The organism is Thauera sp., assembly GCF_047601425.1.
Classification (GTDB): Bacteria; Pseudomonadota; Gammaproteobacteria; order Burkholderiales; family Rhodocyclaceae; genus Thauera.
Genome location: NZ_JASGJL010000002.1, coordinates 375,532 through 387,766 on the forward strand (window position 1 = coordinate 375,532; position 12,235 = coordinate 387,766).

At 65.6% G+C, this 12,235-nt stretch carries 13 protein-coding genes; 12 read left to right on the forward strand and 1 reads right to left on the reverse strand.

All coding sequences use genetic code 11. The annotated features are described in order from the left end of the window. Positions 1-12 precede the first annotated feature (12 nt). From QM748_RS18300 to QM748_RS18355, 12 genes are all read left to right on the forward strand, one after another. On the forward strand, positions 13-1,146 hold the full coding sequence (locus QM748_RS18300; RefSeq protein ID WP_415248419.1) for an acyl-CoA dehydrogenase: 1,134 nt from the start codon (positions 13-15) through the stop codon (positions 1,144-1,146). Positions 1,147-1,515: 369 nt separating this feature from the next. Next, positions 1,516-3,216, forward strand: coding sequence for an L-lactate permease (gene lldP, locus QM748_RS18305; RefSeq protein ID WP_415248420.1), 1,701 nt, complete (start codon positions 1,516-1,518; stop codon positions 3,214-3,216). Between the two features lie 19 nt (positions 3,217-3,235). Then, complete coding sequence (lldR, locus tag QM748_RS18310; protein WP_415248421.1) at positions 3,236-4,021, forward strand: transcriptional regulator LldR; 786 nt, start codon at positions 3,236-3,238, stop codon at positions 4,019-4,021. Between the two features lie 42 nt (positions 4,022-4,063). Next, positions 4,064-5,203 (forward strand): FMN-dependent L-lactate dehydrogenase LldD, encoded by a 1,140-nt coding sequence (lldD, locus tag QM748_RS18315; RefSeq protein ID WP_415248422.1) that lies wholly within the window; start codon positions 4,064-4,066, stop codon positions 5,201-5,203. A 258-nt stretch (positions 5,204-5,461) separates the two neighbouring features. Next, entirely contained in the window at positions 5,462-5,749 is a 288-nt protein-coding gene (locus tag QM748_RS18320; RefSeq protein WP_415248423.1) for a hypothetical protein, read from the forward strand. A gap of 110 nt (positions 5,750-5,859) precedes the next feature. After that, on the forward strand, positions 5,860-6,435 hold the full coding sequence (locus tag QM748_RS18325; protein ID WP_415248693.1) for a TetR/AcrR family transcriptional regulator: 576 nt from the start codon (positions 5,860-5,862) through the stop codon (positions 6,433-6,435). A 47-nt stretch (positions 6,436-6,482) separates the two neighbouring features. Then, positions 6,483-7,466, forward strand: a complete 984-nt coding sequence (locus QM748_RS18330) for an MDR family oxidoreductase (protein ID WP_415248424.1) — start codon at positions 6,483-6,485, stop codon at positions 7,464-7,466. Between the two features lie 48 nt (positions 7,467-7,514). Further along, positions 7,515-8,093: a peroxidase-related enzyme gene (locus QM748_RS18335; RefSeq protein ID WP_415248425.1), complete on the forward strand. Its 579-nt coding sequence runs from the start codon at positions 7,515-7,517 to the stop codon at positions 8,091-8,093. Positions 8,094-8,142: 49 nt separating this feature from the next. Beyond that, positions 8,143-8,904, forward strand: a complete 762-nt coding sequence (locus QM748_RS18340; protein ID WP_415248426.1) for a DUF169 domain-containing protein — start codon at positions 8,143-8,145, stop codon at positions 8,902-8,904. After that, complete coding sequence (locus QM748_RS18345) at positions 8,904-9,824, forward strand: AEC family transporter (protein ID WP_415248427.1); 921 nt, start codon at positions 8,904-8,906, stop codon at positions 9,822-9,824. Before QM748_RS18340 ends, QM748_RS18345 begins: the two co-directional genes overlap by 1 nt. Further along, the gene (locus tag QM748_RS18350) at positions 9,802-10,308 is read left to right on the forward strand and encodes a PaaI family thioesterase (RefSeq protein ID WP_415248428.1); all 507 of its coding nucleotides are present in this window, start codon (positions 9,802-9,804) and stop codon (positions 10,306-10,308) included. The genes QM748_RS18345 and QM748_RS18350 overlap by 23 nt, the downstream gene beginning before the upstream one ends. Next, complete coding sequence (locus QM748_RS18355) at positions 10,305-11,534, forward strand: YbfB/YjiJ family MFS transporter (protein WP_415248429.1); 1,230 nt, start codon at positions 10,305-10,307, stop codon at positions 11,532-11,534. Before QM748_RS18350 ends, QM748_RS18355 begins: the two co-directional genes overlap by 4 nt. A gap of 19 nt (positions 11,535-11,553) precedes the next feature. On the opposite strand, the gene QM748_RS18360 is transcribed toward QM748_RS18355, so the two are convergent. Continuing rightward, a complete protein-coding gene (locus QM748_RS18360) occupies positions 11,554-12,192 on the reverse strand; it encodes a DUF5610 domain-containing protein (protein ID WP_415248430.1) in 639 nt (212 codons plus the stop codon). Positions 12,193-12,235: the final 43 nt, after the last annotated feature.

Sequence of the window (12,235 nt, forward strand, 5' to 3'; positions counted from 1 at the left end):
AGGAGCACGATCATGATTCTGACCCAGGAGCAGGAACTCGTCCGCGACTCGATGCGCGCCTTCGCCCAGGAGCGCCTGGCGCCTTTCGCCGCCGAATGGGACCGCAACCATACCTTCCCGCGCGAGGCGCTGAAGGAACTGGCCGAGCTCGGCGCGCTTGGCATGGTGGTGCCGGAAGAATGGGGCGGTGCAGGCATGGACTACATGAGCCTGGTGCTGACGCTGGAGGAGGTCGCCGCCGGCGATGGCGCCACCTCGACCATCCTCAGCGTGCAGAACTCGCTGCCCTGCGGCATCCTCAACCGCTTCGGCACCGAGGCGCAGAAGGAAGCCTGGCTGCGGCCGCTGGCCCGCGGCGAAAAGCTCGGCTGCTTCTGCCTCACCGAGCCGCATGTCGGTTCCGACGCCGCCGCCATCCGCACCACCGCGGTGCGGGAGGGGGATGAATGGGTGCTGAACGGCGTCAAGCAGTTCATCACCACCGGCAAGCACGCCGACGTCGCCATCGTCTTCGCCGTCACCGACAGGGCGGCGGGCAAGAAGGGCATCACCTGCTTCCTGGTGCCGGCCGATGCGCCGGGCTATCAGGTCGGGCGCATCGAGGAGAAGATGGGCCAGCGGGCCTCGGACACCACGCAGATCCTGTTCGAGAACTGCCGCATCCCGGCCGGCTCGGTGATCGGCGCCGAGGGCGAAGGTTACAGGATTGCCCTGTCCAATCTGGAAGCCGGCCGCATCGGCATCGCCGCCCAGTGCCTCGGCATGGCGCGGGCCGCGCTGGAGGCGGCGATCAAGTATGCGCAGGAGCGCGAGACCTTCGGCAAGCCGATCTTCGAGCATCAGGCGGTTAATTTCCGCCTCGCCGACATGGCGACGCAGCTGGAAGCGGCGCGGCAGCTGGTCTGGCATGCCGCCAGCCTGAAGGACGCCGGCCGGCCCTGCCTCAAGGAGGCGTCGATGGCCAAGCTGTTCGCCTCGGAAATGGCCGAGCGCGTGTGTTCCGATGCCATCCAGGTGCATGGCGGCTATGGCTACGTCACCGACTTCCCGGTCGAGCGCATCTACCGCGACGTGCGGGTGTGCCAGATCTACGAAGGCGCCAGCGACATCCAGCGCCTGGTGATCGGACGCGCGCTGGTGGGCTGACCACTCGCGTTACGTTCCCCGCCCGCAGGGCCGGCCCGCTCGCAAGGAGCGGCGCCGGCCCTGTTGTTTTTGAGCCTCCCGTCGTGATGAGAAAGCGAATCAGTAACATGATTGGTCAGTCCAATTTGATAATAATTGCTAATGGGTGCCAATAACTGTATTTTTCCGCATTGCCGATACGCCTGCCCGGGAACTGGCTTCATATAATCGCGCGGCGCGATAGGCATGTGATCTGGTATGACCAATTAGATCGGTGCGGGAGTGGATTTGCCCAGTGTGGCGAACCGCCCTCGATAGCTGGCGCGCAGAGGGGCCAAGCTGAAGAGCGATAACTTCAGAGGCCGTGTTCATCGACCAAGGAAGGCAAAAATGGAACAGATCTGGCAACAAAACTACGATCCCGCCGGGAACGTATGGATATCGGCGCTGATCGCGCTGATACCGATCATCTTCTTCTTTCTGGCACTGACGAAGTTGCGACTGAAGGGTTATGTGGCGGGCACCATCACCGTGGTGCTGGCATTGGCCGTAGCCCTCATCTTCTACCAGATGCCGGTCTCGGCGGCGCTGGCCTCTGCCGTTTACGGCTTCTTCTACGGCTTGTGGCCAATCGCGTGGATCATCGTTGCCGCGGTGTTCCTGTACAAGGTCTCGATCGCGACCGGACAGTTCGACATCGTCCGCTCCTCGATCCTGTCGGTCACTCCTGACCAGCGCCTGCAGATGATCCTGGTCGGTTTCTGCTTCGGCGCCTTCCTGGAAGGTGCGGCCGGTTTCGGCGCGCCGGTGGCGATCACTGCCGCCCTGCTGGTCGGCCTCGGCTTCAAGCCGCTGTATGCCGCCGGTCTGTGCCTGATCGGCAACACCGCGCCGGTGGCCTTCGGCGCGATGGGCATTCCGATCATCGTCGCCGGGCAGGTGTCGGGCGTGGATGCGTTTGCGATCGGCCAGATGGCCGGCCGCCAGCTGCCGTTCATGACCATCATCGTGCTGTTCTGGCTGATGGCCATCATGGACGGCTGGCGCGGCATCAAGGAAACCTGGCCCGCGGTGCTGGTCGGCGGCGGCTCGTTCGCGATCGTGCAGTTCCTGACCGCCAACTACATCGGCCCCGAACTGCCGGACATCACTTCGGCGATCGTGTCGCTGGTGGCGCTGACCGCCTTCCTCAAGGTATGGCAGCCCAAGCGCATCTTCCGCTTCGAGACCGAAGACGGCACGCCGCCCCAGGGCGCGGCAGGCGGCGCAGCCGGCCTGGCCAAGCCTGAAGTGGAACTGACCGTCGGCACGGTGCTCAAGGCCTGGTCGCCCTTCATCATCCTGACCGTGATGGTGACGCTGTGGAGCCTGAAGCCCTTCAAGGCGCTGTTCGCCGCCAATGGTGCGCTGGCCGACTGGGTGGTCAATATCCCGGTGCCGCTGCTGCACAACCTGGTCGAGAAGATGCCGCCGGTGGTCGCGGCAGCCACGCCGTATGGCGCGGTGTACTCGTTCAACTGGTTCTCCGCGACCGGTACCGCGATCATGATCGGCGCGCTGCTGACCATCATCTTCCTGCGCCTCAAGCCGGCCAAGGCGATCGAGACCTTCGCCGACACGCTGAAGAGCCTGGCGTGGCCGATCTACTCCATCGGCATGGTGCTGGCCTTCGCCTTCATCGCCAACTACTCCGGCCTGTCCGCCACGCTGGCGCTGGCGCTGGCCCACACCGGCGATGCCTTCACCTTTTTCTCGCCCTTCCTGGGCTGGATCGGCGTGTTCCTGACCGGTTCCGACACCTCGGCTAACGCCTTGTTCGGCGCGCTGCAGGCCACCACGGCGCAGCAGCTTGGCTTGCCGGAAGTGCTGACGGTGGCGGCCAACACGACGGGCGGCGTGACCGGCAAGATGATCTCGCCGCAATCCATCGCCATCGCGTGCGCGGCCGTGGGCCTGGCGGGCAAGGAATCCGATCTGTTCCGCTTCACGGTGAAGCACAGCCTGATCTTCGCCGCCATCATCGGTGCGATGACGACGCTGCAGGCTTACGTCTTCCCGTGGATGATCCCGGTCGTCCATGCGGCGCACTGAGTAGGGTAGGAAGCACGTGATGCGCCTGGCTGATCAGATCGCCGAGCAACTGCATACCCTCGTCCGGCAAGGCAAGTGGCAGCCGGGCGAGCGCTTGCCGGCCGAACGGCAGCTTGCCGAGCAACTGGGGGTTTCCCGGCCTTCCCTGCGGGAAGCCATCCAGAAGCTGGTCAGCCAGGGCGTGCTCCACAGCCGGCGGGGCGCGGGCACCTACGTCCAGGAGCGCAAGCGGGGCTTTCTGCTGGCGGGCACGTTCGAGCCCCTGGCCAACCTGCTCACCGCAGACCCCGAATACCGCTACGACGTACTGGAAGCCCGTCACGCGCTTGAAAGCAGCACCGCATGGCACGCCGCGTTGCGCGCCACGCAGGCCGACAAGGACCGCATCCGGCGCAGCTACGACGTCATGGTGCGCCACCAGCAGAACGGCCATGCCGAGCTGTCCGCACGCGCCGACGCGCAGTTCCATCTCGCCATCGCCGAAGCTTCGCACAACGTGGTCCTGCTGCGCGTCATGCACAGCCTGTTCGAGCTGGTGTTCTCCAACGTCATGCATAGCCGGCGTACGATGTTCACGCTGAGCTCGCCGGAAACCATCAACGAGCTGACGGACCAGCACCACGCACTGATGCAGGCCATCCTCGACGGAGACGCACCGCGGGCGCGCGCACTGATCGAAAACCACCTCGATTTCGTGCGCGACACCGTTCGTCGTTTCGACGACGACGACGCCAGGCGCGCCCGCTACGGCCGCCTGCCTGAAGAAGCGCGTGTGCCCACGTTGATTCCCGATGAACCGGGTTGATGCTTCGTCATCCCGATCCAGCTATCAAGGAAGACAAACGCAATGATCATCTCCTCTGCCAGCGACTACCGGGCCGCCGCGCAAAAGCGCCTGCCGCCCTTCCTGTTCCACTACATCGACGGCGGCGCCTATGCCGAAAAGACCCTGCGCCGCAACGTCGAAGACCTTGCCGAAGTCGCGCTGCGCCAGCGCGTGCTCAAGGACATGAGCCAGCTCGACACCAGCATCGAGCTGTTCGGCGAAAAGCTCTCCATCCCGGTCGCGCTGTCGCCGGTCGGCCTCACCGGCATGTACGCGCGTCGCGGCGAAGTCCAGGCCGCAGTCGCTGCCGACAAGAAGGGCATCCCCTTCACGATGTCCACCGTGTCGGTGTGTCCGATCGAGGAAGTCGCGCCCAAGCTCAAGCGGCCGATGTGGTTCCAGCTCTACGTGCTCAAGGACCGCGGCTTCATGCAGAACGCGCTCGAGCGCGCCCAGGCCGCCGGCTGCTCGACGCTGGTGTTCACCGTTGACATGCCGGTGCCCGGCGCCCGCTACCGCGACGCCCACTCCGGCATGAGCGGCCCCAACGCCGCGCTGCGCCGCTACATCCAGGCCGTGCTGCACCCGCACTGGGCCATCGACGTCGGTCTCAACGGCAAGCCGCACACCCTGGGCAACATCTCCACCTACAAGGGCAAGGACATCAACCTGGAAGACTACATGGGCTATCTGGGGGCCAACTTCGACCCCTCGATCTCGTGGAAGGATCTGGAATGGATCCGTGACTTCTGGAAAGGCCCGATGGTCATCAAGGGCATCCTCGACCCCGAAGACGCCAAGGACGCCGTGCGCTTCGGCGCCGACGGCATCATCGTTTCCAACCACGGCGGCCGCCAGCTCGACGGCGTGCTGTCCTCGGCCCGCGCGATGCCGGCCATCGCCGACGCGGTGAAGGGCCAGATCAAGATCCTGGTCGACTCCGGCATCCGCAACGGCCTGGACGTGGTGCGCATGCTTGCCCTCGGGGCCGACTGCACCATGATCGGCCGCGCCTTCATCTACGCGCTGGCCGCTCAGGGGCAGACGGGCGTGAGCAATCTGCTCGACCTGCTGGAAAAGGAAATGCGGGTGGCGATGACGCTGACCAGCGTGAAGAGCGTTTCCGAAATCACCGGGGATCTGCTGGTGCAGGGAGGCTGAAAGCTGCGCCGGTTCGGCGCGGATTCGAGATTTCGGCGAATGGCCGGTGCTGCTCATGTCGGGCGCACCGGCTGTTCTTTTTTGTGAGGTACGTCGTGGGCTTTATCCACTTGGGACTGGTCCCATTTGAGGCTTCCTGTGGCTATCGTCAGCTATTGCATCGGACTTGTTGATGCTTCTTGCATGATCGAATGCGGTTTGGGCGGTGCTAGACTTCATTCGTTCCCTATCGAGTCCCGACCCGGCCTTGGCAATTTCATGAACAAGAACCAAGCAGACGCCGTAGCCCGCGCAATACTTGAACCGGGCATCCGTGCTCAGGAAGAAGCCCGCTGCAAACGCTGCGAGCAGGAGGCCATCGAGGCACGACGGCGCCAAGTCAGCCGGTTTGCCGTTGCCGGCTTTGGCATTGGCAATGCGCTTGCCTATTTTCATCTCGGCCATCCTCTGACCGCCAGCATTGGTATCGGGTCGATGGGGTGCCTTGCCGGCAGCATGCTCGGCTGGCTCCTCGTCTTGTGGTGTGGCAGGTCGCGTGCAGTTTGACGATCTTTCCGCTTGATTTTAAGAGACGATCAGTTTAATGTCGCCGCATGGATGTCGAACAACAAGCTCCTCGCCGCCGCGGCAGGCCGCCCAGGCAGCGTGAGAACCTGATCGAAACCCGCGAGCTGTTGCTGCGCGCGGGTCTGGAGGTGCTCACCGAGAAGGGCTTTTCCGCCACAGGCATCGAGGAAATCCTCGGCCGAGTCGGCGTGCCGAAGGGCTCCTTCTATCACTACTTCGGCAGCAAGGAGGTGTTTGGCCTCGACCTGATCGAGCGCTATGGGGTGTTCTTTGCCCGCAAGCTGGATCGGCATCTTGCCAATCCCTCGCTGTCTCCGCTGGAGCGCCTGCGCTCTTTCGTGGCCGACGCCACGGACGGCATGGCCCGCTATGAATTCCGCCGAGGCTGCCTGATCGGCAATCTGGGGCAGGAGATGGGGGCGCTGCCGGAAAGTTTCCGCGACCGGCTCAAGGAGACCTTCGAGGATTGGCAGGCTCGTCTGGCGGTGTGCCTGAGCGAAGCGCAGAAGGCTGGGGAGGTTTCCGCGGATGCCGACGTCGCGCAGCTTGCGGCGGTGTTCTGGATCGGCTGGGAGGGCGCGGTATTGCGCGCCAAGCTCGAGCGCAGCGCGAGGCCGCTCGAGGTGTTTGCAGGGTTTTTCTTTGCCAGCCTGGCAGCAGGCTGATTTTTTTGACCGGAAATAGACGATCGGTCTAAATAAAGGAGGGTGAGATGTTCAAGGGCATTCTGATCGAGAGGGACGAAGCCGGTTATCGCGCCGGCGTGAAGGACATCGACGAGGCGCAACTGCCCGAAGGCAACGTCACGCTGCGGGTCAGCCATTCGACGATCAACTACAAGGACGGCCTGGCGATCACCGGCAAGGGGCCGGTGGTGCGCAAGTTCCCGATGGTGCCGGGCATCGACTTGGCGGGTGTGGTCGAGGACAGCAGCCACCCCGAATACAAAGCCGGCGACGCGGTGGTGCTGAACGGCTGGGGCGTCGGTGAAACGCACTGGGGCGGGCTGGCGCAGAAGGCGCGGCTGAACGGCGACTGGCTGGTGCCGCTGCCCGCGGCCTTCACGCCGCAGCAGGCGATGGCGATCGGCACCGCAGGCTATACCGCGATGCTGTGCGTGCTGGCGCTGGAGCGGCATGGCGTGAAGCCGGCGGATGGCGAGATCCTCGTCACCGGCGCGGCGGGCGGCGTGGGCAGCGTGGCCGTCGCGGTGCTGGCGAAGCTGGGCTACACGGTGGTGGCGATGACCGGCCGGACGAACGATGCCGACTACCTGAAGGCGCTCGGCGCTGCCGAGGTGGTGGATCGCGCCGACTATGCCACGCCCGGCAAGCCGCTGGGCCGGGAGCGCTGGGCCGGTGCGGTCGATGTCGCCGGCAGCCATGTGCTGGCCAACGTCTGCGCGACGACGAAGTACCGCGGCGTGGTGACGGCCTGCGGCCTGGCGGCGGGCATGGACCTGCCGGCGAGCGTCGCGCCTTTCATCCTGCGCGGCGTGACCCTGGCGGGCGTCGACAGCGTGATGTGCCCGCGTGCCGACCGCCTGGTGGCGTGGCAGCGGCTGGGCAGCGACCTGGACGTGATCAAACTCGGCCAGATCAGCCGTGAAGTCGGCCTTGCCGAAGCGATCCCGCTGGCCACGAGCATCCTGAAGGGCGAAGTGCGCGGCCGCGTGGTCGTGGACGTCAATCGATAAAAACCTGGCAGATCCCGAAACCTGCCTCATCACTCGAAGGAGAAGTACATGACTCAAGCACAACAGGCCGCCGTGAGCCGTTTCCCGGTTCCCGCACTCGAGGAGATGCCCGAGGACATCCGCGAGCGGATCGTCGCCGTCCAGGAAAAAGCCGGCTTCGTTCCCAACGTGTTCCTGACCCTGGCACATCGCCCGGATGAATTCCGCGCTTTCTTCGCCTACCACGATGCCCTGATGGAAAAGCCGGGCAACCTGAGCAAGGCCGAGCGGGAGATGATCGTGGTGGCGACCAGCGCGGTGAACCAGTGCCAGTACTGCGTGATCGCGCACGGCGCCATCCTGCGCGTCCGCGCCAAGAACCCGCTGATCGCCGACCAGGTTGCGACCAACTACCGCAAGGCCGACATCAGCGAGCGCCAGAAGGCGATGCTCGATTTCGGCATGAAGGTGTCGCAGGCGGCCCAGCTGGTCGGCGATGCCGACTTCGAGGTGCTGAAGGCGCACGGTTTCACCGACGACGACATCTGGGACATCGCGGGTATCGCGGCTTTCTTCGGCATGTCCAACCGCATCGCCAACGTCACCAGCATGCGGCCGAACGCCGAGTTCTACTCGATGGGGCGCTAAACTCCGGAGCCGGCGCGTTCTGCGCCGGCCATCGCTTTGGAGAGGCAGGATGAGCGTCGATTGGAAAAGCAGGTCGCAGGAACTGGAGCAGTTGCTCAAGCTCCGCAGCTTCGTCTTCGGCATGAAACTGTACGAGAGCAGGTCCGACATGGAGGCCATCCCCAAGATCCGGCGTCCCGCGTCGGTGTACAACCTCGACCAGCTCGTCGCGCAGGCCGCCAGGCTGGGCTGGACGGTCGGCGTCACCGCGGAAAACCTTTACGGCCCGCAGTGCCGTTCGGTCGTCGGCCTGGGCAATGCCAAGGATGCCGAATGGCGCAGCGGCGAGTTCATGGTCGGCCACTGGTTCAAGACCGCCGGCGATGCGGCCGCGCACCAGGCGGCGATGCACTGCGTCGAGGATGGCAGGTACGAGGCGCTGGCGATTTCGCCGCTCGCCAGCGGCCGGCTCGATCCGCCCGACATCGTGCTGTTCTACGCCACGCCGGGGGCGATGATGTACTTCATCAATGGCCTGCAGTGGAGCGGCTACCGGAAGTTCGACTGGTCGGTGGTCGGTGAATCCGCCTGTGCGGATTCCTGGGGCCGCGCGCTGAAGACCCGCGAACCCAGCCTGTCGATCCCCTGTTTCGCCGAACGCCGCTACGGCGGCGTGCTGGACGACGAGATGCTGATGGCGCTGCCGCCGGATCATCTGGACAAGGCCATCGAAGGCATGAAGGCGCTCGCGCGCAACGGCTTCCGCTACCCGTTCCCGCAGTACGGGATTCAGCAGGACGTGCGTGCAGGCATGGGGGCAAGCTACGCCTGATGAGCGACATCCTGTTTTCACTCTGGCCGCTCTTCGTCCTGATCGTGGTCGGCCACATCATGCAGCGCTCCGGGTTTCCGGGAGCCGGGTTCTGGCCGGGGGCGGAGCGCTTCAACTACTTCGTGCTGTTTCCGGCGCTGCTGTTCAGCAGCCTCAGCGGCGCGCCGCTGAACAATCCGGCGCTGCCGCGCCTGCTCGTCGTGCTGGTGGTCGTGCTGGGCGTGGTCACCGCCGGCCTGCTCGCCGCCCGCCGGATCAGGCAGTGGCCGGCGGCGCGCTTCGGCGTCCAGCTCCAGGGCCTGCTGCGTTTCAACACCTATCTGGGCATCGCCGCCGTCAGCGGGCTGTATGGCAAGGAAGGCATGGTGTTCGCCGCGGTGATCCTGGCGGTGCTGGTGCCGGCGGTGAATGTGCTGTCGGTGCTGGCGCTGTCGGCCGACAGGAGCCGGAGCGTGAGGTCGCTGCTGGTGCCGGTGATCAAGAATCCGCTGATCCTGGCCTGCCTGGCCGGGGCGCTGTTCAATCTTTCCGGGCTGGAGCTGAAATGGGGCACCGACAGGCTGCTGACCCTGCTGGCGAATACCAGCCTGCCGCTCGGCTTGCTGTGCGTGGGGGCGGCGCTGAAGCTCGAGGAACTGCGCGGGCAGGGCGCCGCGTTGCTCGGCAACAGCCTGGTCCGCCTGCTCGCGGTGCCGGCGGTCGCCTTCCTGAGCGCCTGGCTGCTGGGGCTGCCCGAAATCGAAACGGTTGTCGTGGTGGTGTTCTTCGCCCTGCCCACCGCGCCGTCGGCCTACGTGCTCACGCGCCAGCTCGGCGGCGACAGCCACCTGATGGCCGGCCTCATCACGTTCCAGACCTTGCTGTCCGCCGTCACCCTGCTGCTGGTGATGGCGGCGCTTGCGCAAATCCATGCGCCTTGACGGGTTTCATCCCAGAGAAAACGAAATGAGCATTGCATTCCAGGACGTCTATGCCGAGAAATTCAGCCACTGCTACGGCTGTGGCAGGAACAATCCGGCAGGACATCACCTGAAGAGTCATTGGGACGGCGACGACACGGTGGCCAGGGTTCTGCCGGACGCGAAGTACAGCGGCGGCGTGCCGGATCACGTCTATGGCGGCCTGATTGCCTCCCTGTTCGATTGCCATGGCGCGGCCTCGGCGGCCGCATTCAGCTATCGGGCCGAAGGGCGCGAGATGGGTTCGGCAGGCGAGCCCATCCGCTATGTGACGGCCTCCCTGAAGGTCGACTTCCATAAGCCGACACCAATGGGTACCGAGCTTGTCATCAAGGGCCGGCTGCGCAGCATCGAAGGCCGCAAGGTGTGGGTGGAACTATCGCTGACGGCTGCTGGCCAGGTGTGCGCAAGCGCTGAAATGCTGGCGATCAGGTTCAAGGAATGAAGCTCCTGTCCTCGCAGGAAGGGCGTTTCGCCTCGGCGCCGCCGCCGCATGTGATCGTCTTCATCGGCTTGGTCGCGCTGGCGATCGCGATGGGTGTCGGCCGTTTCGCATTCACGCCGATGATGCCGCTGATGCTGCGCGACGGCAGCCTCGATGCGGTGACGGGCACCGAATGGGCCACGGCCAATTACTTCGGCTATCTGCTGGGTGCGCTGAGCGCGTCGTGGTTCGCGCGCAGCCCGCGGCGAGGGCTGCAGGTCGGCCTGATCGGTGTCGCCGCGACCACGCTCGGGATGGCCTGGGGCGACGCCGAACTGCCGTGGCTGGGTTTGGTGCTGCGCTTCAGCGCGGGTGTTTTCAGTGCCTGGGTGCTGGTCTGCGCCAGCGGCTGGTGCCTGCCCGAACTGACGCGGCGGAACGCGACCGCGCTCGGCGGATGGATCTACATCGGCGTGGGCCTGGGCATCGCTACGACCGGGGTGCTGACCTGGCTGGGCGGCGGCCAGCGCGCCATGCTGCTGTGGCTGGAGCTGGGCCTGCTTGCGATCGTCGGCGCAGCCTACGTCCTGTGGCAGTTGCCGGGCTCGCCCGCTGCGGCTGCGGCACCCGCCGGCATCGGTGCGGCGCCGAAGCCGGCGCCGACGAAAGGCGGGCGCGGCAACCTGGGCGTGGTGTTCTGCTACAGCGCGTTCGGCTTCGGCTACATCATTCCGGCGACCTTCCTGCCGACGATGGCGCGGCAACTGGTGTCCGACCCGCTCGTCTTCGGCCTGACCTGGCCGATCTTCGGTACCGCGGCGGCGCTGTCGATCGCCATCGCCTCGCGCTGGATGCACGGCTGGCCGCGCCGCAATGTCTGGGGCTTCGCCCAGGGCGTGATGGCGGTGGGCACCGTCCTGCCCTTGCTGCAGCAGTCGCTGTGGGTGCTGGCAGTGTCGGCGGTGCTGGTCGGTGGCACCTTCATGGTCACCACCATGGGCGGCCTTCAACTGGCGCGCGAACGCATGCCCGAGAATCCGACGCCGCTGCTGGCGCGCATGACCGCCGGTTTCGCCGCCGGCCAGATCGCCGGTCCGCTGCTGGTGCGGCTGATCGGCGACTCGCGGATCGCCGGCTGGGGCGCCCTCGACTGGGCCAGCGCGGCAGCGACCGTGCTGCTGGCGGGCACCGCGCTGTGGTTGTGGCTGGGTGGAGATGACGCGGCGGCGAAGCCGCACGCGTCATGAGGGGCGGCCGGTTTCCCGGTCAGAGCGGTCTTTCGGTCTTCGGCTGGGTTTCGGTCTTGGGCTGAGCTTCGGCTCCGTCTGCCGGCTTCAGTTTGGCGGCGAGGAAGTCGTCGAAGCCTTTCGAGACCAGTTCGTAGGTCTTCATGATGCCGTTCTCGATGTCGCTGCCGCCCAGCACGCCCAGTCCGTCGAGGATGTCGCGTGCCTCCTTGAAGCCTTTCTCGAAGCCGCCGCGCACCATGTCGGTGAAGTTGCGGGCCAGCTCTTCCGGATCCTTGCCGGGGTGCTGGGCCGCGTAGGCGTCGAAGAAGCCGGTGGCGAAGCCAAGGATGCGTTCGGCGGTGGCTTCGGGCGAGTTGTCCTGCCCGGCGGCTTCGCCGATGGTGTTGACGTTCCGGCCGGAGGAGGCGAACATCTCGTTCAGGCTGCCGATGGCCGAGCGGTAGAGCAGGGTGAGCGAATCGTTGCCGGCCTTGATCGAAACCTGCAGCGATGCAGTGATGATCGCGGCGTTCTGCTCGTGGCGAACCGTCTCGGCGGTTGACATGAGGCTGCCGGCTTCGCTGCGCTGGGCGTTCTTGGTTGCTTGTTGTGCCTGCGCGGCTTGCGTCGCGCCGCCCGCTGCCGCCTGGTTGATGCCGTTGCCTGTCATTGCCATGGTGTTCTCCTTGGAGCGCTGCTCGCGGCGTGATTCCGGCCGT

Bases quoted from the DNA above. Each gene is read 5' to 3' on its own strand.
- lldD (WP_415248422.1), top strand. From the start codon at position 4,064: ATGATCATCTCCTCTGCCAGCGACTACCGGGCCGCCGCGCAAAAGCGC.
- QM748_RS18320 (WP_415248423.1), top strand. From the start codon at position 5,462: ATGAACAAGAACCAAGCAGACGCCGTAGCCCGCGCAATACTTGAACCG.
- QM748_RS18355 (WP_415248429.1), top strand. From the start codon at position 10,305: ATGAAGCTCCTGTCCTCGCAGGAAGGGCGTTTCGCCTCGGCGCCGCCG.
- QM748_RS18345 (WP_415248427.1), top strand. From the start codon at position 8,904: ATGAGCGACATCCTGTTTTCACTCTGGCCGCTCTTCGTCCTGATCGTG.
- QM748_RS18335 (WP_415248425.1), top strand. From the start codon at position 7,515: ATGACTCAAGCACAACAGGCCGCCGTGAGCCGTTTCCCGGTTCCCGCA.
- QM748_RS18340 (WP_415248426.1), top strand. From the start codon at position 8,143: ATGAGCGTCGATTGGAAAAGCAGGTCGCAGGAACTGGAGCAGTTGCTC.
- QM748_RS18300 (WP_415248419.1), top strand. From the start codon at position 13: ATGATTCTGACCCAGGAGCAGGAACTCGTCCGCGACTCGATGCGCGCC.
- lldR (WP_415248421.1), top strand. From the start codon at position 3,236: ATGCGCCTGGCTGATCAGATCGCCGAGCAACTGCATACCCTCGTCCGG.
- QM748_RS18360 (WP_415248430.1), bottom strand. From the start codon at position 12,192: ATGGCAATGACAGGCAACGGCATCAACCAGGCGGCAGCGGGCGGCGCG.
- QM748_RS18330 (WP_415248424.1), top strand. From the start codon at position 6,483: ATGTTCAAGGGCATTCTGATCGAGAGGGACGAAGCCGGTTATCGCGCC.
- lldP (WP_415248420.1), top strand. From the start codon at position 1,516: ATGGAACAGATCTGGCAACAAAACTACGATCCCGCCGGGAACGTATGG.